We start from the raw sequence: 20,467 nt of genomic DNA on the forward strand, positions 1-20,467 counted from the left end.
GAGACTCTGACGTTACGTCGGAGTCAAGGGTGGTCACGACCGACGTCCTGTAGGCGTCCTGCCAGGTGGGGGGTGAGGTAGCGCCGGTCCTGGCGGAGCCTGTCGTTTCGCGCCGCGAGTTCGGCCGCGTCCGCCTTGAGCTTCTTCCGTCAGGTCCGCGCTTGGTCGGAGACCTCGGTGACCGTGGTCTCGCCCGAAGGCGCGGGCGTCTGGGCAACGTCTGCCAGGCGACGGTCGAGCCCTTCCCCTTCGACATCGAATGACGGCAGTCGCGACTCGAGCCACTTCGGCATTCGCCATGCGTTCTCGCCGAGGAGTTTCATCACCGCGGGCACGAAGGTCATACGCACGACGAACGCGTCGACGAACACGCCCACGGCGAGTGCCAGCGCGATCGGCTTGATCGTCGCATCCGCGCCGGGGATGAACGTCGCGAAGACGGCGAACATGATCAGTGCTGCCGCGGTGACGATCGGTGCCGAGCGGAGGAATCCGTGCGTGATCGCTGCCTGCGCACCCGTGCCGTGGGCGTGCTCCTCTTTCATCGCCGAGACGAGGAAGACCTCGTAGTCCATGGCCAGCCCGAACAGGACGCCCAGCGCGATGATCGGCATGAAGGTGATCACCGGTCCCGTCTGCTCGACTCCGAGAGGTTCCGCGAACCAGCCCCAGGAGTACACCAGCGATACCGCGCCGAACGCGGACCCGATGGTGAAGAGGAAGCCCACGGTCGCTTTGACGGGCACCCAGATCGAACGGAACACCATGGTCATGAGGATGAGGGACAGGATGACGATGAACGCGATGTACGGCAGGAGCGCATCGGCGAGCAGGGCGGACACGTCGATCCCGGCAGCCGTGTACCCGGTGACGGAGAGGTCGACACCGTGCTCGGACTCGATCTCGACGGCGAGGGCGCGGAGAGATCGGACGAGGAGCTTCGTGTCCTCGGATTCCGGTGCGCTCGCCGGGATGACCGTGATCAGGCCGGCCGTGCCGTCGGCGTTGGGCACGGCCAAGGGCACGTCGGTGACGCCCTCCAGCTCGCCGACCTTCTTCGCGATGTCGGCCATGACCTCGATCGGATCCGTGTTCGCCGCGATCGGGCCGGTGAGAAGGAGGGGGCCGTTGAATCCGGGCCCGAAGTGCTCGGTGATCAGGTCGTAGGTCTCGCGCACGAGAGAGGTCACGGGCTCGCTGCCGGCATCCGGAAGCCCCAGCTTCAGATCCAGCGCCGGGATGCTGATGAGGCCGACCGATGCGATGACGAGAGCGACGGTCGTGCGGGGCCGTGCGGTGGCGAGTCGCACCCATCCCCCGAAGAACCTCCCGGAGACGCTCGCGTGCGGCACGACTCCCGGGTCCGGCCGGTGCGCTCGCCGCCGCGAGGCGGCGCGTCGCTCGATGCGGAGGCGGCGGCGAGCGAGTCCGCGGGCAAGCAGGGGCGACGCGAAACCCATGAGCGCCGGCGCGAGAGTCAGAGCCGCCACCACGGCGATTCCGACGGCCGCCGCCGCCGCGAAACCCATCGCCGTCAGGAACGGGATGTCCACGATGACGAGGCCGACCAGCGCGATGACGACGGTAAGGCCCGCGAACACGACGGCCGATCCCGCGGTCGCGACGGCGCGGGCGATCGACTCCGCGGCCCCCATGCCATCTCGCAGGTGTCGCATGTGCCGGAAGAGAACGAACAACGCGTAGTCGATCCCTACGGCGAGGCCAAGCATCATCGCAAGCACCGGCGCCGTCGACGACACATCCACCAGTGCCGTGGCGACCTCGATGGCGGTCAAGCTCACGCCGACGCCGATGGCCGCAGCGAGCAGCGGAAGACCGGCAGCGACGAACGACCCGAAGGTCGCGAGGAGGACGAGGAAGGCCAACGCAAGGCCGAAAATCTCGCCCGCCGAATCGTGCGGGAGCTCTACCGCGCCCAGGGCTTCGCCGCCAACGGCGACTCGCGAGCCGTCGTTCAGCGCGCGCTCCGTCCGCTCGCCGACATCGACGATGCTCGCCAACGTGGCATCGGCGATATCAGCGCTCGCCTGAGAGAACTGCACCGGGACGAGAACAGCGCGACCGTCGCCCGACAGATGTCCCGCGGCGAACGGGTCGGAGACAGACGCCACGCCCTGAACGCTCTCGATCGCAGCGACCGCGTCCGCGATCTGCCGCTGGACAAGCGCATCGTCCGCACGTTGCCCGGGCGGTACGACAACGATCATCTGCGCCGATGAACCGCTCGCCTCCGGGAACGACACGGCCAGGTCGTCCATCGCCCGCTGTGCTTCCGTGCCGGGGATCTTGTAGCCCTCGACTAACGGACGCGCGAATCCGGACGATCCGACGATGAGTGCGGCCAGCGCGAGCACCCACAGTCCCACGACCGTTCTGCGGGCATGAAAGGACCATCGGCCGAGGCGATAGAGCAGTGCGGACATGAGGTTCTCCTCCTATGGTGTGTTGTGGAAGTGGGTTCACAGCCACTCGTCGATGGCAGCGATGTGGATGGTGGTGCTCCTCCTCGGCGCAACCGGCCGGGGTTGGCAACTCGCCTTGCCGGAGGCGCTGCCGGTCACCCTCCGCGACAGCGCACGGGGTCGGCGCCGGCTCGAGATCCGCGCGCGCACCGAGGCGGACACGCGGCGACTCATCGTGCAGGGACTGAGCCGGTTGGGACGGCATCCCACCGTCGAGTTGGAGCTGATCGTGCTTCTGCTGCTGGTCTCGTCGACCGGATCCTGACCGACATGCTGCTTCGGAAGGCGCCGCCGGAGACTTTCTCCCGCCGAGCGGGCCGCGACATCGCGACGCTCCTGCCGCACAGCTCGGAGTCGGGGTCGTAGCCCGGTCGGCTCAGCGCACCCCGCGGATGAAAGCGAGCACCCCCGTCCCCAGGACGGTGGCGATTATCCCCAACACGAGGAGTTCCACATGGCCGCCTCGATCGGCGCCATCATCAGCGCATGACCGGCATGTGCTCGTCGTACCATGCGGCGGCGTCGCGGATCGCCGCGTCGAGGTCACCGGGGTGGTAGTCGAGCTCGGTGCGCGCGGCGCTCCAGTCCGACGCTTGCGGAGAGGACAGGTACGCGGCCATCCCGGGATCCATGTCCGGTGCCCGCTTCGTGAAACCAGCGGCGAACTGCGCGACCGTGCCGTAGGTGAACAGCACCGCGCGAGGCACCCTGATGGGGCCGCGAGGCGCGCCGACGAGCTCGGCGATGCGGCTGAACATGTCGAGGTACGTGCGGTTCTCGCCGGTGAGGTTGTATCCGACGCCGGTACGGCCCCGCTCCGCAGCCGCGACCATGCCGTCGGCGACGGCTCGCACGTCGCAGAATGACGAAGTACCGGCCGGCGCGAACGTGAGCTTACCTGCCTGGAGGTCGCGGACGACTCGGCCGAGCTGAAGCGTGTGGTCGTATGGCCCGATCATGAAGCCCGGGTAGACGACCACCACGTTGAGTCCCCTCGGGATACGGGCCAGGGCTTGTCGCTCTCCCTCCGCCTTGGTGTCGGCATAGTCGTATCCGATCCCGAAGAACGACCGGTCGCCGGGGCGCTCCGCAAGGGGGGAGCCGTCGCGGTTGTACCCGTGGACGTCGAGGGTGCTCGTATGGACGAAGCGTTTCACTCCGGCGGCCACGCTCGCGTCGGCCAGCATTGCCGTGGCGTCGATGTTGACCCTGCGCCTGCGCGCGGCAAGACGACTCCAGGTCGAGGTGTCGCCGGCCACGTGGAAGACCCAGTCCTGCTCCGCCACCAGTGCGGGAAGCGCAGCAGGGTTGAGCAGATCGGCCGACTCCACACGGATGGGCAGGTCCTCCAAGTAGCGCGTCGTCGATCCCGGCGCCCCCGTCGCCACCACCTCGTGCCCGCTCGCGACGAGACTTCGTACGAGGTTGCTGCCCAAGAAACCCGTGGCACCCGTTACCAGACAACGCATTCTTCCTCTTTCCGTGCTCATAGCTGTGAGTCGAGCTCCGCCGCGATGGCGCGGTGGGCCTCAGCAGTCGGGTGACAGGGCATCGGACCCCACTGCCCCGGGAACCCGGGGAGCGTGTACCTCGGCACCCACGGACCCTCCGAGCAGACGTCGTGGATCTACGAGAGGGCTGGAGCATGGAGCAGTTCGACGTCCTCGCTCGCCGCGACTGTCGCGGTGAGGTCTCGCAAGCGCGCTGGTGCCTGTTTCGGTCTCATGTATCCGACTCCCGGGTCGGTGGACTTCGGAGGTCCCATGAAGGTCCAGTGCCAAGTGGTAGAACCGTAGCACAAAATATCCAGTTGGATATTTTTGGATGTGCTCGCGGAATACGATGGACCGAGTGTGGCGACGGAGGGCTGGGCATGCCCCACCTGGGAAAACCGGAAGGAATGAGGAGAACGTGACGAAGCAGTCCGATCGGGGCCCGTACGCGAAGAGCGCGCGCCGGAAGCAGGAGATCGTCGACAAGGCGCTCGATGTCTTTCACGAGCTGGGTTCGGATCGAACATCGCTGCGGTCGATCGCGGACTCGCTGGGGGTGACCCACCCCGTGCTCCGCCATCACTTTGGTTCACGCGAGGAGCTGTTTCTCGAAGTTCTGCGGCAGGCCGATGCCCGGGCGCGCGAGCAACTGGCCAACGAGAGCAGCGAGAACCCCGCCGTGTTCGCCGCCGCCATGGCCGAGTTCAGCTTGCGTCAGCCCGGGATGATGGCGCTCTACAACGCGATGATCGCCCGGGCGCTCGAGCGGGAGAACACCTACTCGCGTGCGTACTTCATCGATCGCTATAACGGTCTGCGCGGTGACGTCACCGCACTCCTCATCGCCGGACGCGCCGCCGGCGTCGTTCGCGACGACATCCCCCTTGAGACGATTGCCGCCGTCATCGTCGCCGCGAGCGACGGCTTGTCCACGCAGTGGCTGCTCGACCGGAGCGTGGACATGTCGGCCGGCATGAGCGTCCTCGGCCGGCTTCTCGCCCCTCCAGGCAAGGCCGACACCGCCGGAGAGTGACCGGAAACCCCGCATCCCTTCGAGGGGGGATGCGGGGTTTCTTCGTGCTTTCGCATGTGGTCGGCGAGACTTGGCTTGAAATTGTCCACTCGGATATTTTCGTGTTACCGTCTCTACCAGCTGCCGCCCCCTGCGGCGCTCTGGCCGACTGGAGCAGCGCATGTCGTCCCATCCCACACCCGCGGCAGATCAGGCGAGACCGTCCCGCATGTCCGACCCGGCGTGGTGGCGCCAGGCCGTCGTCTATCAGGTGTATCCGCGTAGCTTCGCTGACTCGAACGGCGACGGGGTCGGAGATCTGGGCGGCGTCCTCTCCCGAGTGGACTACCTCGCCTCCCTCGGCATCGACGCGGTGTGGCTCAGCCCCTTCTACCCGTCCGCCCTCAACGACGGCGGCTACGACGTCGACGACCACCGCGAGGTCGATCCGCTCATCGGTACACTCGAGGTCTTCGATGAGCTCGTCGACGCGCTTCACAAACGAGGCATCAAGGTCATCGTCGACCTGGTCCCGAACCACACCTCCGACCGCCACGCCTGGTTCCAGGAGGCGCTGGGCGGCGGACGCGGCTCCGCGGCGCGCGATCGTTACGTCTTCCGAGACGGTCGCGGCGAAAACGGGGATCTGCCCCCGACCGACTGGATGGCGCTTTTCGGCGGGCCGGCGTGGACGCGTGTCGAGGATGGACAGTGGTATCTGCACCTGTTCACGAAGCATCAGCCCGATCTGAACTGGCAGCGCGAAGACGTGCGGTCAGACTTCCTGCGTACATTGCGTTTCTGGGGCGACCGAGGAGTGGACGGCTTCCGGGTCGACGTCGCGATGGGCCTGGCCAAGGATCTTCGCGATCCGCTCCCGAGTTGGCAGCAGATCGTTCCGGGCCTGGCCATACTGAAGGGGCTTACCTTCGACGATCCTTTCGCGGATGGGCAGCATCCGCTCTTCGACCGCGACGAGGTGCACGACATCTACGCCGAATGGCGAGAAGTCTTCGACAGCTACGACCCGCCCTTGTTCGCCGTCGCCGAGGCGTGGGTGAAGCCTCACCGGCGCGTTCGCTACGCCAGTGCCACCGGCCTCGGCCAGGCATTCAACTTCGACCTGCTCACGGCGCCGTGGGGTGCACCCGCGGTCAGGGCGATCGTCCAGCACAATCTTGATCTGGCCGCCCGATCCGGCAGCTCGAGCACATGGGTTTTCTCGAACCACGACGTCGTGCGACACGCGAGCCGCCTCGCCCTCCCCGATGGTGCCGATCCCCGACTCATCCCCACCTCGACCCCGGACACCGTCGCTCTCGGTCTGCGGCGCGCCAACGCCGCGACACTGCTCTCTCTCGCCCTGCCCGGCAGTGCCTATCTCTATCAAGGCGAGGAGCTCGGCCTGCCCGAGGTGACGGACATCCCGCCAGGCCAATGGCAGGACCCGATGGCGCGCCTTGAGGACGGCGTCGCCATCACCCGAGACGGCTGCCGAGTCCCGCTTCCGTGGATTACCCAAGGACCGTCGTTCGGCTTCAGCGAGCAGACCTCACATCTGCCGCAGCCCGAGTGGTTCGGTGCGCTCTCCGTCCAGGCGCAGACCGCCGCCCCCGATTCGACCTTGTCGCTGTATCGCACCGCGCTGCGCCTCAGGCGGGATCTGCAGTGTGACGAGTCGATCGAGTGGATCGACCTCGGCGAGGACATCATCGCGTTTCGGCGCGCCAACGGATGGACGTCGATCACGAACTTCAGCCACGATCCGATTCACCTTCCCGAGGGGAGCGTACTGATCAGCACCCAACCGGTGACCACTGACAGACGTATCCCCGGCAACGCCACGGCATGGCTCCGAGCGGGCACGACCGCCGCGTAACCGCCCCCAAAGCGCTCCCGCGACAACCGAGGAAGAGCATGACGACCCCCACGCCGATTCCCACGACAGACCTACCTGTGGTCATCATCGGCGCGGGCCCCGCGGGGCTCGCCGCCGCCCGCGCTCTCCTGGCACGCGAGATCCCCTATGTCCAGCTCGAACGTCACACCGACGTCGGCGGGATCTGGGATCTCGACAATCCGGGGACTCCGATGTACAAATCCGCGCATTTCATCTCATCACGGGATAAATCCGGCTTCTTTGATCATCCGATGCCGCAGACGTTCGGCGACTACCCGAACCGCGCCGAGATCCTCGACTACACGCGATCCTTCGCCGACGCGTACCGGCTTCGCGACCGGATCCGATTCAACACCTGCGTCACAACCGTGACGCAGAACGACGCCACCGGCGAGTGGACGGTCACGACCGACAGCGACCGCATCCAGGCGGCAGCCATCATCTGTTGCACGGGCGTGACATGGGACCCGAAGGTGCCTGAGGTCTCCGGCGCCTTCATCGGGGAGACGCGCCACTCCGTGACCTACACGGATCCCCGGGAGTTCGAGGGCAGGCGCGTCCTCATCGTCGGCCTCGGGAACTCGGGCGCCGATATCGCATGTGATGCGGCGGCACACGCCGACAAGGCGTTCATCAGCACCCGCCGCGGGTATCACTTCATCCCCAAACACATCATGGGCAAACCGTCGGACACATCCGAACACCTGCCGATCTGGGTTGAACGCCTGCTCTACAGGACCGTCTCGCCGATCATGATCGGCGACGTCCGCCGGTGGGGACTGCCGCGCCCGGATCATAAGCTCTTCGAGTCACACCCGCTCATCAACACGCAGCTCCTCCACTACCTGCAGCACGGCGACATCACCGCGAAACCCGGCATCTCCCGATTCGACGGCAAGGACGTCCTCTTCACCGATGGCAGCCGCGAGGAGGTCGACCTCGTCCTGTTCGCCACCGGCTACAACATGTCGATCCCCTACCTCCCACCGGATTACATGGAATGGGCGGGAGGTAGACCCAAGATGTTCCTCAACGCGTTCGCTCGTCGGCCGGGGCTGTTCGGAATCAGCTATATCGAGGTGAACTCAAGCGCGTACACGCTGTTCGACCGGATCGCCCACCTCATCGCCGAGCATCTGGCCGACACCCGATCGAACCCCGATCGCATCAGATCGTTCCGACACATCGTGGAGTCGGAAAGCCCCGACCTCTCGGGCGGCATCAGATTCGTAGGCAGCGACCGGCACGCCACCTACGTCGAGGTCCGTGCCTACAAACGCGAGCTCCGCAGACTCGCACGCAGAATGGGGTGGCAAGACCTCACCCCCGGACGCTTCAACGCGTTCCTACACCCATGACCCGAACTTCGGCCTTCCGACGACGGTGGTGCTGGACAGCGCCCATGTTGTCTTGCGCCCAGCCCTTGCCCCGTACCGCGACCTCCGCCGGGGCCATGGCAGGAGACCGGTCGCCGGGTGCGACGCCGCGGCGGCCGGCTGGACGGCCCGGCCGGCGACGGCGCATCACGACGGCCTCCCGCCCGGGGCGTCGTCGGCTACGCGGACGGCCGGATCCCCGCACTCACCGGCTCATCCGGGGAGCAGACCGATCGCCGCCTTGGCCTGGCGTACCTTCGCGCCGGCCGGTCCGCGGGCACGGTCGGCACCGGCCCGCAGCACCGCCTGGACGTGCCGCGGATCCTCGGCCAGTCGCAGGTAGCGGTCCCGGAGAGGGGCGAGGGTGGCCACCACCGCGTCGGCGACCGCTTCCTTCAACTCGCCGTACCGGTCGAACCGCCCGGCCAGCCGCTGAGGCTCGTCGCCGGTGCAGGCGGCCAGGATGGCGAGCAGGTTGGATACTCCCGGTTTGTGTTCCGGGTCGTAGCTCACCACGGTGTCGGCGTCGGTGACCGCACGCATCACCTTGCGCCGCAGGACGTTCGGCTCGTCGAGCAGCCGAAGCACCCCCGCCGCCGAGGGGGCCGACTTGCTCATCTTGTCGCCGGGTGACGTCAGGTCCATGATGCGGGCGGCGACCGGCGGGTTGACCGCCCGGGGGACGGTGAAGGTGGGGCCGTAGCGGGTGTTGAACCGCTGGGCGACGTCGCGGGCCAGCTCCACGTGCTGGCTCTGGTCCTCGCCGACCGGCACCTCGTCGGTGTCGTACAGCAGGATGTCGGCGGCCATCAGGATCGGATAGGTCAGCAGCGACATCCGGACCTGGTTCTGACGGCCGGACTTCTCCTTGAACTGGATCATGCGCTGGGCCTCACCGTACCCGGTGGTGCATTCCAGCAGGTAGTGCAGTTCGGCGTGCTCGGGGACGTGCGACTGGACCAGGAACAAAGACGCGTCGGGGTCGGCGCCCGCGGCCAGCAGGATGGTCGCGAACTCCAGCGTCCGCCGCCGCACCTCGGCCGGATCATGCTCCAGAGTCAGGGAGTGCAGGTCGGAGATGAACACCACCGTGTCCGTGACGGCCTGCTTGGCGACTATCGGGGCGATCGCGCCGATGTAGTTGCCCAGATGCAGGTCGCCGGACGGGGTGAAGCCGGTGAGTCGTCGTGGCATCGGTTTGGCTCCCTCGGAATCGGGAGGCCGCCCTGGCCGGGCCACCGAGGTGCGAACACACGAAACGGCCGCCCGAACCGGGCGGCCGCGTTGTCAGGTACGCGGATGAACGGTGCCGCCCGTCAGGGGCGCCACCAGCCAAGGAACAAGAAAATCGTCCGCATGCCGAGACCGTACCATCCGGCGGGCGGAGATCGCAGTCAAGCCGACGATGATCCTTGTGCGGACCCGCCACACGGGCCGAGTCCGGGAAACGAATCATGGCCGGCGCGGGAGGCGATCTTTCAAGCCTCGCTTCGACCGCGGGTCGTCCCTGCTCGTGAACACCCCCGCGACGGCTTCTGGATTCGCCGTCGTCAAGCCGCCTCTTCCGTGGAATCGGGGGTGGGAGTCAGTCGCACGTCGCCGGACCGGGCCTCCTCGTCGGGGAAGACCCACTTCCGGAACGCCCAGAAACGGAAGACCATGGCGATCAGCGTGCCGATGACCTGCGCGCTCACGAAGTCGGCGATCTCCTGGGTCACCAGGCTCACGTCCGGGGTCTCCAGCAGGAACACGTATCGGGAGATCCACAGCGGCACGGAGCTGAGCACCAGACCGACGCCACTGACCAGGAAGAACAGCGCCGCCTCGTGACGGCGCTCGCGACCGCCCCTGGTCCGGAACGACCATTCACGGTTCAGCACGTAGGACACGATCGTCGCCACGAGCACCGCGATGACCTTCGCGGTCACCGGCTTCGGCTCCAGAACGGTCAGCTTCAGCCCATAGAACACCGCGTTGTCCGCCAGGAACGCTGTTCCGCCCACCACCGCGAACTTCAGCAGCTCACGGTGCTTCAGCGCGAGTGCGTGCAACGGTCCCGGTAATCTGGCGAGTACTGCTTTCGCTGTTCGGAGCACCCCCGATCTTCTCACCGGTCGGACACCCCGGTGACAAGATTTACGGACACGGCCTATCCGGCTTCGCCGTCACCGATCGCGCTCAATCCTTGGCGTTCGCTCACGCTTTTCTTGGCGAAGCACGACACATTCCGACGCCGAGGGTTCCGGATGGACACCGGCCGCCGTCACCCGCGCGGGGCGATCGGGGCCAGGCGATGGCGGCCCCAGGCGACGAAGAGCGCGAGTGCGAGGAGCACGACGTTGAACGCCACGTCCGTCTCCCCGCGCGAGAGGTGGAAGACGATCGCGGACACCTGGAGCGCGACGCAGCCGAGCGCCGCCAGCGGGGTCAGCCCCGGCTTGACGCGGGTGAGCGCGGGCAGCAGCACGCCGATCCCGCCCAGGATGTCGAACGCGGAGGTCGCGTAGAGCAGCGCCGGAGGCGTCTCCCCGACCCAGGGGAAGATCTCGGCGAGCTGCGCTCTCGGTGTGACCAGCTTCCAGACGCCGCCACCGGCGAAGGCGAGCGCCAGGAGGCCCTGGGCGGCCCAGAGGCCGAGGTCGAGCTTTTTCGAACGGTTCCGCGGGGTGGTGGTTCTCACAGCGCCTCTTCCGATGTCGACGGCAGGCGGTGCGCTGTGGTGCGCGCCGCCGGTCACTTAATATGCCGCATTGGAAAGTACTGTACAAGGTGTTCAGAAGTTATCTCTTGGTGTGGGAAGCCGGATAGGATCGTTCGACATGGAGCAGGGGGAAGCGGAGGGGATCGATCCCAGAGTCCTGCGGACGCGCCGCGACGTCGTCGAGGCCGCGACGCGGCTCTTCCTCGAGGAAGGGTGGAACGCGGTGACCCATGCCGAGGTCGCACGCCGATCCGGCTACTCCAAGGTGACCGTCTACGCCCACTGGCCGACCCGCCTGGACCTGGTGCGGGCCTCGGTCGGCCGGATCTGCGACGCGGTCGATCACCCGGAGCCGACCGGCGACCTGCGGGTCGACCTGATCGCCGGGCTGACCGACTTCGCCGAGGACCTCGCGGACGGGCACCTCGACCGCGTCCTGGGAGGTGTTTTCGAGCGCTCCGGGAGCGATCCGGTCGTGGACGAGCTGCGTCAGCAGCTCTACGAGGCGGGCACCCGGTCGCTGGAAGCGGTCCTGCGCGCCCACCTGCCGCCCGAGGACGTCGAGTCGTCCCTCGCCCTGCTGGTGGGCGGTGTGCTCGTCCGGGGCGTCTTCCAGGCCCGGCCGCCGTCCAGGGCCTTCGTCGAAGACCTCGTCGATCGGGTCATCGCGCCGGGCCGCCGGAAGGTGATCTGACGGGAGCGATTCAGTACGACTCGGTCGACCTCGCCGTCACCGGCTGATTTCGGCTCGTGCGAGTGCGAGTGCGTGGCTCGCGCCGTTTTTCGACGACCGGCTGACGCGACTCCTCGGCGACGTCCCGGTATCTCGCGGCCGGCTGGGAAGTCCGAAGGCGCCGCCAGGTCAGGCGGCATGTCGAAACGGACGGCCGCGACCTCTCAGGAGGGCGGTTGCGCGCGCACCCATTGAGGATCGGGGTTGACGTGCGGCTTGCCGGCCACCACCACGGTCGGCACCGTCTCGTCGCCGCCGGTGGCCGCCCGGACCGCCGCGGCGCCTTCCGGATCGCGCCAGATGTCGACCCAGTGCATCCGGTAGGCGTGGCGGCCGAGCCGGATGCGCAGCCGCAGGCAGAAGCGGCAGCCGGGGCGCCAGTAGACGATCGGGCGGCCGTCGGCCTCGCTGCGGCGTAGCGCTTCCGCCGCGCCGATGGACTTCGGGAACATCAGCGGGGACAGCAGGACGGCCCCCAGCAGGAACAGCAGGAGCGGTGCGACGGCGGCGCCCGGGGACCCCTGGGCGGTCTGCCGGGCCGCTGCGGCGAGTCCGAGTCCCAGGAAGAGGATCGGTAGCATCCATCGGCGCAGCATGTGATGACGCTAACGCATCGGACGGGGACGTCAGCGGTCGAGGGCGGTAGCGGCGGACCCGGACCATGCGGACCATGGTCTCGGTCGGATCGGAGTCTGCCGCCACCCGGCGGATCGAACGGTCACCTCGCCGGTCTCGGACCCGTGGGTGAACGGACGGCGAGGGACGGTCTTGTCGTTTCATGATCTCTCGCAGTGAGGCTTGAGCGTCGTCATCGAAGGTCGGTGACCACCAGGTCTTCTCGCCGAAGGTTGAGCGGCTGTCCGGGGAGGTCGTGGGGAATCGTGTTCCGGGCGACTTCGGCCTGGACTTCTTCGACGAGAGCGGGAGCCGTTCCGCCTGCCCCGGTACCGTGCTTCGCATGACCGACACCGAGATCGAGATCACCGCAGACCTGGTCCGCGACCTGCTGCGGGAGCAGCATCCGGACCTTGCGGGGCTGACCATCCGTGAGGTGGCGGGCGGCTGGGGCAACCAGATGTGGCGCCTCGGGGACGAGTTGGCCATGCGCATGCAGCGCATGGACCCTACCCCGGAGCTTCAGTTCAAGGAGCGGCGATGGCTACCCGTGCTGGCCCCGCGCCTGCCGCTCCCGGTGCCGACCCCGGTGCGGTTCGGCGAGCCGTCCGAGCGTTTCCCCAAGCACTGGACGGTGATGACGTGGGTTCCCGGCGAGCCGCTGGACCACGGCTCGATCAGCCGCAGCGCCGACGCGGCCGACACGCTGGCGGGCTTCCTCAGGGCGCTCCATGTGGAGGCGCCCGCCGAGGCCCCGGCCAGTTCGGACTTCGGCGCTCACCCCAAGAGGTGCACGGGTGGTTTCGAGCAGTTCTTGCAGGCCATTGAGCCCGACGCCATCGGCGATGTCCACGCCGTCCGGGCGGTCTGGGCCGACGCTGTCGCGGCCCCCGAGTGGGAGGGCCCGCCGGTGTGGGTGCACGGCGACCTCCATCCCGCGAACGTCGTCGTCTCGGACGGAACACTCTCGGGTGTGATCGACTTCGGTGCCTTGTTCGCCGGTGATCCCGCGTGGGACCTCGGCGCCGCGTGGGTACTGCTCCCCGCGGGCGCGGCCGCACGGTTCTTCGACGCGTACGCGCACGCGGACGAGGCGACGATTCGGCGCGCCCGCGGACTGGCCGCTATGAAGAGCCTCTTCCTGATGCTCATGGGGCAGAACGGAGACCGGGGCCTTCCTGGCGGCAAGCCGACATGGGGACCCGCAGGCCGGGCGGCGCTCGATCGTGTTCTGAGACGCGGTTTGGCGCGGACACGGTGAACACTCGACGAAGGCCGGTGACACGCCGGTACCTTCGGTGAAGGTTCTGCCCCGTGTCCGGCGGTGTCAGGGAGCCGGTGGAGGTCGGAGTTCGCGTCGCCGGGCAGGGCGAATCCGACGCCGGGCCGGGGCCGCGTCATGGCTGTCTGGTTTGCGGCTCATGCAGGGGCCGGTGGCCTGCTTCAGCCCGGATGACGGGCCCCGCCGGAGTTTCGAGGTCGCCGGCGGGTGCGTCGGGCTCGTCATGAGGCTCCTCTGCGGACGTACGCCCTCCGCCCGGCGCCACTTCTCGTGATCGTACGCTCTCCGTCCGATGCCACTTCTCATGATCGACTGTAGGGTGAGGCATTCGCTCCCGTCCCCCCGAATCCTCAGGAAGCCTCCTGTGTTACGTCGTCACCGTTCGGCCCTGCCCGCCCTGCTCGTCACCGGTCTGTACGGCGCCGCGCTGACGGTCGCCGTCGTCGTCGCCCTGATCTTCGGCGACCTCGGCCCGTTGTGCCGGCTGACGCTGTTCACGGCCATGCCCGAAGACTTCGCGGGGACAGGGCAGAACCTGCTCCTCCTGGTCCTGGCCGGGCTGTCCTGGGCATGGGGGATCTGGCAGATCCTGCGCGGGCCGTCGGCGGGACCGCCGCCCCAGCAGGACCGGAACACCCTGCGGTTGCGTGTGGCGCTCTACGTCGAGGTGGCCACGATGTGGCTGATCCACGTCACCGCGTCGTTGATCTGGGCGGATACGGCGGTGATCGACTCCGCGGTGATGTTGGTGGTCGTGCTGCTGTTCATGCGGGTGCTGGATCGCGACCGCGAGTACACGCGGGGCGCGGGGGTGCTGGGGTACGGCGGTTTCACCGTCATCGGCGTGCTCGACCTCGTCGGCCTGTCCGTCCCGGATTGGGTGGAGATGGTCTGTGGCCTGGCAGCCCTGGCCTGGACGGTGCTGATCCTGCGGGCCCAGGCGGGCGACGACCGCTGGGGGAGGGCGACCGTCACGTACGGCATCGCCGCCCTGGTGGTGCCCATCTTGCTGCTACTGGCGGCACTGCCGTTCCAGGATGAGGGAATCGCTGTCGAGCCACTCGGTGTGGTCTCGAGCGTCCTGGTCATGATCTGGCTGGCCCGCTCCGCCCACGACCTCGCCGCCCCGCGCCGCCAACCGGCCGCCCAGACCACGTCGGAGGCATGAGCCGGCGAGCGGTCGCCGTGATCGCCGACTTCGCGCTGATGTCGACGGGAGCCCTCCGGTGAGGTCGCGATGGCTGTGGGCGAAGGCGGTGGGGAAGCCGAGCGTGGCGACAGGCAGGTGAGCACGACTTTTGTCACATCGACGCCGGTCTACTCGGCCACCTCTTGGCGATCTGTAGTCCCTTTGGGAAAGCCTGGGTGACGGCGAGCCGGGTCGCCGTCACCCAAGGGTCGGGATGGTTACGCGGGCGGCTGGAGGACGGCGACCGCGTGGGTGGTGCTCGCTGACTCGATGGTCGAGTTGCCGAACAAGATGACGGTGTAGGTGTGTTCGCCGGCCATGGTCGGCGTATCGGAGAAGCCGAACGACCCGTCGGCGGCGGGGGTCAACTTCACCAGGCTCTTCGAGGTGACGCTGCCATCGAGGCCGACGACCTTGCGCGAGACGGTGACGATCGTCCGCGGGAAAGTGATGCCGTCGGCGCCGAAGGTGCCGCTGAAGTCGAGTCGCTCGCCGACGTCGCCCGCCGCCGGTCCGGTCACGGTGAGCGTCGGCTCGTACAAGGCCACCGTGACGGTCACCGAGGAGCCGCTCCCCCGGAACCATGAGTTGCCCGGCCAGTACACCTGATACTTGAACGCCCCGATGGACGGTGGCGCGTCGGTGAATCGGTAGGTCCCGTCCGCCGCCGTGGTGATCTCCTGGAACGGCCTGGGTGTGCCGTCGGGGAGCCAGCTGTGCAGTTCGAGCGTCTGTACGCCGGGTGGCGGTCCGCTGCTCAGCGTGAGTCGTCCGCTGAAGGTCGACTGCTTGAGCGCGGTCACCTTGGAGGGAGCCGTCAAGCTCAGCGTGGAGGAGTGGTAGGGCGAGGGCGGCAGCCGCCAGAGATGCATGCGCCCGGTGCCGGGCTCCTTCAAAACCGCGAAGGTGAGTGTGCCGTAGAACTCGATGCTGCCCGCTACCACGGTCTTCCCCTGGTGGGCGGCTGTGTAGATGACCTCCGAGGTGGTCGCGTCGTACACCACGAGCTCCGCCGCGTCGCCCGCGGGGGAGTTCCAGCCGCCCACGACGTAGGGGGCGTCCGGGCTGGCCGCGACGGCGGTGGGGAGGCCGTGCTCGCCGAATCCGCTGCTGTCGTAGGCGCGGCCCTGAGTCAGGGCCGTCGTGTCCCAGGCGTCGAACCGGCGGGTGTCGTCCAACGCCGACAGCGCCGCCGATCCGTGCTCGGCGAGCGCGAGATCCCGCAGGGCCGGCAGCTCGTTCGCCTCTCCGCGGATCTCGCCGCGCGAAGTGGCAGGCGTGGTGCTGATGTCGTACACCTTGACGGTGGCGGGGCTGACTCCCGGCTCCCCGGCCACCAGCGTGTTCCCGGCGACGGCGACGAGCGGAGCCTGGGTCGTGGCCGGCCCCACCCGGACGGCGGGGGTGGGTGGGGCCGGCCACGTGACGAGGCCGAGAACCCCTCCCTGTCCCTCTTCGCCGCAACCGAATCCGATCCACAGCCGGTCGTACTCCTGCGCCAGACTCGACGGGCACGGGTACGCGGTGAGGTCGACGCGCCTGGTGATGGCGAGCGTGGCGATGTCGATCTCGATCACTTCATGCGAATCGCGCAGCGCCGCGTACACCTTCCCGCCGCTCTCCGGCGAGGCCAGGGCGACAGCGCCGGACAGGCCGGTGATCGTGTCGATGACCTTGCCGTCGGTGGACGCGACCACGATCCGGTCGCCGGCGGCGACGAAGACCTTCCTGCTGCGCGCCACCACGTCCCCACCCTTTCCGGCGACGCCGAGGTCGGTGACGGTCAGGGCGGCTGCGGCGGTCGCGGCGGTGGGCACCTGAGTGACGAGCAGGGCCGCCGTGAGGAGCAGGGGCCCGGCCCAGGCGACTAATCGGCGGGACAGAGAAGCACGGGCAGAGGTTGATGGGCGCACAGACACTCCATTCTGGAGAAGAAGGGGCAAGTCGAGCACCCCGGCATGGCTACCGGACCCGTCCTCTTTGACGATCTTCGTCAATCGAACACATATTCGCATAGCGTGGGACTGTCGTCCAGAGCATCGGTCGGTACGATGCACACGCAAATCCGTGCCCCCGGACCGCCGCTCCTGCTCGCCGATGCCCTGCGCGGGAACGGGTGCCTGCCGGGCGAACCGTTCACCTTGGACGTGGAAGTCCAGTCGGCGGCACTGGGAAACGATCAACCTTCACACGGGAAGCGATCTTCGGGTGCGCCTGTTCCGCCAGGTAATCCGCTCTCATGAACCCCTCCCGCCAGGGGGCGTTCCTAGTTGGCTCAGGAACAGTCGACGAGATCCCGTCCGATCACGTGATCGGACGGGATCTCGTCGTTTCCGAGGTCCTGCGGACGCTGGGCGGGCTGGTTTCGGCTCGTGGAAGATGCGGGCGCGGCGGGCTAGGGGCTGTCCGTCGCGTGGCGCAGTCGGGCGAAGGCGTGGTCCGCGTCGGCGACCGCCTCGGGTCGCACGTCGTGTGCGGTCCGCCCGTCGGCGATCTTCTGCCAGTTGGTCCTGGCCAGTACGCGTTGAACCGCGATCACCTGGGCGGCCTGCAGCCGGCCCCGGACGCCCGGGTCGAGGGCGGCGGCCAACGCGTCCTCGTCGTCGAGCATGTACTGCAGGAGCCGTCCCGCCAGGCTTGGCGTGGTGAACACCAGCCGATGGAACGCGACCACCTCGGGGTGGTCGTTGAGGCCGGTGACCGGCTCGAAGCGATCGAGAGCGGTCAGGAAGTGCCGGTGCAGCGCCGTCATCGGCGTGATTCCGGGGGGCCGGTCGCGGACCACGCGTGCGGCCTCGCCGCTGTGGTCGGCGAAGCGGTGCAGGATCAGGTCTTCCTTGGTGGCGAAGTAGCGGAACAGCGTCGGTTTCGACACCTCGGCCGTCGCGGCGATGTCGGACACCGATACCTGGTCGAACCCGTGCGTCAGGAACAGCGAGATCGCCGCCTCGGCGATCGCGTCCCGGGTTCGTACCTTCTTGCGGGCCCGCAGCCCGACCGGCTCGCTCACCTCGTCAGGGTAACATTTGTTACTGAGTTGTGTTTTTAACTCGGTAACGAAAAGATGGTGCAATGGAACAGACAGAAACAACGTCGCACCCCGTCGACGACGGCGGGGCTGCCATCACACCCGCGGGAAGGCCTCCGGTGCTCGTCACCGGGGCGACCGGACGCATCGGCCGGGCCGTGGTCGACCTGCTGACCGACGCGGACGTGCCGGTCCGAGCCCTGGTGCGCCGCTCCGAGTCGGCGGCGACGCTGCCCGCCGACGTCGAGATCGTCACCGGTGATCTCACGGTGCCCGAATCGCTCGACGCCGCGCTGCTCACCGTCGGCACGGTCTTCCTGGTCTGGACCGCCCCGCCGCAGACCGCGGCGGCCGTCGTCGACCGGCTGGCCGCCCACGCGCAGCGGGTCGTCTACCTGTCCGCACCGCACCGGACCCCGCACCCGTTCTTCCGGCAACCGAACCCGATGGCGGCGCTGCACGCCGAGATCGAGGAGCACATCGCGGCCACCGGCCTCGACGCGACGATCGTCCGGCCGGGGATGTTCGCGTCGAACGCCCTGTTCTGGTGGTCCGCCGCGATCCGTGGCGACGGCGTGGTCCGGTGGCCGTACGGCGCTGCCGAGACGGCCCCGGTCGACGATCGGGACGTGGCCGCGGTCGTCGCGCGGATCCTGCGCGAGGGCGGGCACGCCGGCGGTGACTACGTCCTGACCGGCCCCGAGTCGCTCACCCAGGCCGAACAGGTACGCGTCATCGGAGACGTGCTGGGCCGTCGGCTGACGTTCGAGGAACTGCCGCCCGACGACTTTCGGCGCGAGACCCCGGAAGCCTCGCGCCCGGCCGTGGACATGCTCCTCGCGGCGTGGAACGCCACGACGGGACACCCGGCGTACGTCACCTCGACGGTGTCCGACCTCCTCGGAAGGCCGGCGCGGACCTTCCGCCGGTGGGTCACCGACCACGCCACGTCGTTCACCGGGGGCCCCACCCGATGAACCAGCCGATCTCTGCTGACAACCCCGCTCACGCCTTACCAACCCCGAAGCCGGTCCCACCGCATGAGCACAGGCCAGGGGAATCACGTGAAACAGGTTGGTGAATCCAGGCGCGGACCGTGGTCTCGGGCAGGATGCCGACAGGGCTTTCGGCGTCGAGTGACCTTTCACCTCAGGCCCGCAGGAACTCGGCGATCGGCTCGGCCTGGCCGAAGATGGCGTGACCGGCTTCGGGGAGCAGGTGCACGGTCGAGTGCGGGACGCACTCACGGACACGCCGGGCGGTCTGGTGGGAGTCGAGCATGGCGTCGCGGCCACCGACGATGACGAGTACGGGCATGGTGAGGCCGCGCAACGCCTCGTCGGGGAATACCGGCAGCTTCTCCCTGCGCGGGTTGAAGTGCGTGAACGTCAGGACGACGGCGTCGAGCGCCTGCCGGTTCTTCTCCCCGTCCAGTCCCGCGACGGCCATCGCCGACCCGCGTAGTCCGTCGCGTCGGAACGGGCGGGTCAGCAGGGCCTTGAAGATCCAGCCGACCTTCTGCCGTCCCACGCCGCCGGGGCACATCAGCACCAGGCGGGTCACTCGCTCTGGACGGCGGATAGCGTAGTCCAGGGCCGTCCAGCCGCCCAAGGACGTGCCGACGAACGCGGCGTTGGTGATCTGAAGTCCTTCCCGTACGTCGTCCAGCCAGCGGGATACCGCGTCAGAGTCCAGGGCGGGGCGCGAGGGCGCGCTCAGGCCCGGCTCGCCGACGAGGTCGACGGCGTAGGTGCGGAAGTGCCGAGACCAGGTGGCGACATCTCCTCGCCACATCGACGTGTTCGCACCCGAGCCGTGCAGCAGCACCAGGGGCGGCGCGTCCTGCGGGCCGCAGGCCAGGACGAAGGTCTCGCCCTCGCGCGTCGGCACCCACAGGTGCTCGGCGGGAACCGGCCAGGCCTCCAGCACCTGCCGGTAGTGGTCGCGGAGCTCGCGTTCACCGGCCTCGGACTTGTAGATCATGGTCATGACGGATCGCACCCCCTCTTCGCGCGTCGAGCGCGTTGAAATGTGGAACGAGTCGGCCGGACCTGTTCGACGCGTCGACGAGCGCGCGGAGCAGAACCGGCCGGCGGATACGAGGAGAGGTCGCCGACGACCACGGCTTCAGCCGGTAGGTGACGACCTTCCGGGTGAGTTTGCCCGCCAAACGGGAGCTCTACGAGAAGAACCGCTGTCGCGGGCACCGCCACCACGTCCCGTTCGAGCATGGGGACCACCTCCTTGGCAGCAGTGAAAGCCTTCTCACCGTGTCAAGGTCAAGCGGTGCCGACGTTCGAGTGACTCCGCGATTCACCACATCGTTCGGACGGCTCCGGCCGCCTTCGCCGAATCGATGGACGACTCCTGTCGTCCCGCGTCCGTACATGTCCTGGACGCCGGTCGGATGGCCGCCGTAGCGTCGTTCACGCCGGGGAGACGTTCTCATCTGCCCCGCCGGACTTTGCCGCGAACGGTGGTGTGTTCCGCGACCGGCACCTGCCGACATCGCACCGGTCACGTACGCCGCACGGAGCGGGTCATGAGACCGATCGATCACGCGTCGACGTTGTGATCCGGTGAGGCGTCCACGGATGCCGGAAGGTACCCGCAGGATGATGGCTGCAGCGCTGATGTCACGGCGCGGAGGTCGCA

At 68.2% G+C, this 20,467-nt stretch carries 17 protein-coding genes; 8 read left to right on the forward strand and 9 right to left on the reverse strand.

Annotated features, from left to right (window positions below; genetic code table 11):
* Positions 1–149: 149 nt before the first annotated feature.
* Complete coding sequence (locus AB0B96_RS28850) at positions 150–2,444, reverse strand: MMPL family transporter (RefSeq protein WP_362903590.1); 2,295 nt, start codon at positions 2,442–2,444, stop codon at positions 150–152.
* Between the two features lie 52 nt (positions 2,445–2,496).
* Here AB0B96_RS28850 and AB0B96_RS28855 point away from each other — a divergent pair, with 52 nt between their 5' ends.
* Positions 2,497–2,748, forward strand: coding sequence for a hypothetical protein (locus AB0B96_RS28855; RefSeq protein WP_362903592.1), 252 nt, complete (start codon positions 2,497–2,499; stop codon positions 2,746–2,748).
* Positions 2,749–2,962: 214 nt separating this feature from the next.
* Here AB0B96_RS28855 and AB0B96_RS28860 read toward each other — a convergent pair whose 3' ends face one another.
* Entirely contained in the window at positions 2,963–3,952 is a 990-nt protein-coding gene (locus tag AB0B96_RS28860; protein ID WP_362903594.1) for an NAD-dependent epimerase/dehydratase family protein, read from the reverse strand.
* 442 nt (positions 3,953–4,394) lie between these two features.
* On the opposite strand from AB0B96_RS28860, the gene AB0B96_RS28865 reads away from it, so the two are divergent.
* The 3 genes from AB0B96_RS28865 to AB0B96_RS28875 all read left to right on the forward strand — a co-directional run bounded on the left by AB0B96_RS28865 (position 4,395) and on the right by AB0B96_RS28875 (position 8,246).
* Entirely contained in the window at positions 4,395–5,009 is a 615-nt protein-coding gene (locus AB0B96_RS28865) for a TetR/AcrR family transcriptional regulator (protein ID WP_362903596.1), read from the forward strand.
* A 208-nt stretch (positions 5,010–5,217) separates the two neighbouring features.
* The gene (locus tag AB0B96_RS28870) at positions 5,218–6,867 is read left to right on the forward strand and encodes a glycoside hydrolase family 13 protein (protein ID WP_362903598.1); all 1,650 of its coding nucleotides are present in this window, start codon (positions 5,218–5,220) and stop codon (positions 6,865–6,867) included.
* 38 nt (positions 6,868–6,905) lie between these two features.
* A complete protein-coding gene (locus AB0B96_RS28875; protein ID WP_362903600.1) occupies positions 6,906–8,246 on the forward strand; it encodes an NAD(P)-binding domain-containing protein in 1,341 nt (446 codons plus the stop codon).
* A gap of 231 nt (positions 8,247–8,477) precedes the next feature.
* On the opposite strand, the gene trpS is transcribed toward AB0B96_RS28875, so the two are convergent.
* From trpS to AB0B96_RS28890, 3 genes are all read right to left on the reverse strand, one after another.
* The gene (gene trpS, locus AB0B96_RS28880; RefSeq protein ID WP_362903602.1) at positions 8,478–9,458 is read right to left on the reverse strand and encodes a tryptophan--tRNA ligase; all 981 of its coding nucleotides are present in this window, start codon (positions 9,456–9,458) and stop codon (positions 8,478–8,480) included.
* 356 nt (positions 9,459–9,814) lie between these two features.
* The gene (locus AB0B96_RS28885) at positions 9,815–10,315 is read right to left on the reverse strand and encodes a GtrA family protein (protein ID WP_362903604.1); all 501 of its coding nucleotides are present in this window, start codon (positions 10,313–10,315) and stop codon (positions 9,815–9,817) included.
* A gap of 212 nt (positions 10,316–10,527) precedes the next feature.
* Positions 10,528–10,944, reverse strand: a complete 417-nt coding sequence (locus tag AB0B96_RS28890; protein WP_362903606.1) for a DoxX family protein — start codon at positions 10,942–10,944, stop codon at positions 10,528–10,530.
* Between the two features lie 139 nt (positions 10,945–11,083).
* Between AB0B96_RS28890 and AB0B96_RS28895 the strand changes: the two genes are divergently transcribed.
* Positions 11,084–11,659, forward strand: coding sequence for a TetR/AcrR family transcriptional regulator (locus AB0B96_RS28895; protein ID WP_362903608.1), 576 nt, complete (start codon positions 11,084–11,086; stop codon positions 11,657–11,659).
* A gap of 203 nt (positions 11,660–11,862) precedes the next feature.
* Here AB0B96_RS28895 and AB0B96_RS28900 read toward each other — a convergent pair whose 3' ends face one another.
* Complete coding sequence (locus tag AB0B96_RS28900) at positions 11,863–12,294, reverse strand: glutaredoxin domain-containing protein (protein WP_362903610.1); 432 nt, start codon at positions 12,292–12,294, stop codon at positions 11,863–11,865.
* A gap of 362 nt (positions 12,295–12,656) precedes the next feature.
* On the opposite strand from AB0B96_RS28900, the gene AB0B96_RS28905 reads away from it, so the two are divergent.
* Positions 12,657–13,574 carry an aminoglycoside phosphotransferase family protein gene (locus tag AB0B96_RS28905; RefSeq protein WP_362903774.1) on the forward strand — a complete coding sequence of 306 codons (918 nt, stop codon included), beginning with the start codon at positions 12,657–12,659 and terminating at the stop codon, positions 13,572–13,574.
* Positions 13,575–13,959: 385 nt separating this feature from the next.
* Positions 13,960–14,763, forward strand: a complete 804-nt coding sequence (locus tag AB0B96_RS28910; protein WP_362903612.1) for a hypothetical protein — start codon at positions 13,960–13,962, stop codon at positions 14,761–14,763.
* 239 nt (positions 14,764–15,002) lie between these two features.
* On the opposite strand, the gene AB0B96_RS28915 is transcribed toward AB0B96_RS28910, so the two are convergent.
* Both AB0B96_RS28915 and AB0B96_RS28920 read right to left on the reverse strand, forming a co-directional pair.
* On the reverse strand, positions 15,003–16,697 hold the full coding sequence (locus tag AB0B96_RS28915; RefSeq protein ID WP_362903614.1) for a hypothetical protein: 1,695 nt from the start codon (positions 16,695–16,697) through the stop codon (positions 15,003–15,005).
* 482 nt (positions 16,698–17,179) lie between these two features.
* Positions 17,180–17,794 carry a TetR family transcriptional regulator gene (locus tag AB0B96_RS28920; protein WP_362903616.1) on the reverse strand — a complete coding sequence of 205 codons (615 nt, stop codon included), beginning with the start codon at positions 17,792–17,794 and terminating at the stop codon, positions 17,180–17,182.
* Positions 17,795–17,856: 62 nt separating this feature from the next.
* On the opposite strand from AB0B96_RS28920, the gene AB0B96_RS28925 reads away from it, so the two are divergent.
* Positions 17,857–18,789, forward strand: a complete 933-nt coding sequence (locus AB0B96_RS28925) for an NAD(P)H-binding protein (RefSeq protein ID WP_362903618.1) — start codon at positions 17,857–17,859, stop codon at positions 18,787–18,789.
* A gap of 172 nt (positions 18,790–18,961) precedes the next feature.
* Here the strand turns inward: AB0B96_RS28925 and AB0B96_RS28930 are convergent, their stop codons facing one another.
* A complete protein-coding gene (locus AB0B96_RS28930; protein WP_362903620.1) occupies positions 18,962–19,801 on the reverse strand; it encodes an alpha/beta hydrolase in 840 nt (279 codons plus the stop codon).
* Between the last annotated feature and the right edge of the window lie 666 nt (positions 19,802–20,467).

It is taken from the genome of Streptosporangium sp. NPDC049046 (genome assembly GCF_040649155.1).
Classification (GTDB): domain Bacteria; phylum Actinomycetota; class Actinomycetes; order Streptosporangiales; family Streptosporangiaceae; genus Streptosporangium.

Excerpts from the sequence above, each read along its gene's own strand:
- AB0B96_RS28875 (WP_362903600.1), top strand. The coding sequence starts at position 6,906 with ATGACGACCCCCACGCCGATTCCCACGACAGACCTACCTGTGGTCATC.
- AB0B96_RS28850 (WP_362903590.1), bottom strand. The coding sequence starts at position 2,444 with ATGTCCGCACTGCTCTATCGCCTCGGCCGATGGTCCTTTCATGCCCGC.
- AB0B96_RS28925 (WP_362903618.1), top strand. The coding sequence starts at position 17,857 with ATGGAACAGACAGAAACAACGTCGCACCCCGTCGACGACGGCGGGGCT.
- AB0B96_RS28930 (WP_362903620.1), bottom strand. The coding sequence starts at position 19,801 with ATGACCATGATCTACAAGTCCGAGGCCGGTGAACGCGAGCTCCGCGAC.
- AB0B96_RS28860 (WP_362903594.1), bottom strand. The coding sequence starts at position 3,952 with ATGCGTTGTCTGGTAACGGGTGCCACGGGTTTCTTGGGCAGCAACCTC.
- AB0B96_RS28870 (WP_362903598.1), top strand. The coding sequence starts at position 5,218 with ATGTCCGACCCGGCGTGGTGGCGCCAGGCCGTCGTCTATCAGGTGTAT.
- AB0B96_RS28905 (WP_362903774.1), top strand. The coding sequence starts at position 12,657 with ATGACCGACACCGAGATCGAGATCACCGCAGACCTGGTCCGCGACCTG.
- AB0B96_RS28900 (WP_362903610.1), bottom strand. The coding sequence starts at position 12,294 with ATGCTGCGCCGATGGATGCTACCGATCCTCTTCCTGGGACTCGGACTC.
- AB0B96_RS28855 (WP_362903592.1), top strand. The coding sequence starts at position 2,497 with ATGGCAGCGATGTGGATGGTGGTGCTCCTCCTCGGCGCAACCGGCCGG.
- AB0B96_RS28895 (WP_362903608.1), top strand. The coding sequence starts at position 11,084 with ATGGAGCAGGGGGAAGCGGAGGGGATCGATCCCAGAGTCCTGCGGACG.
- trpS (WP_362903602.1), bottom strand. The coding sequence starts at position 9,458 with ATGCCACGACGACTCACCGGCTTCACCCCGTCCGGCGACCTGCATCTG.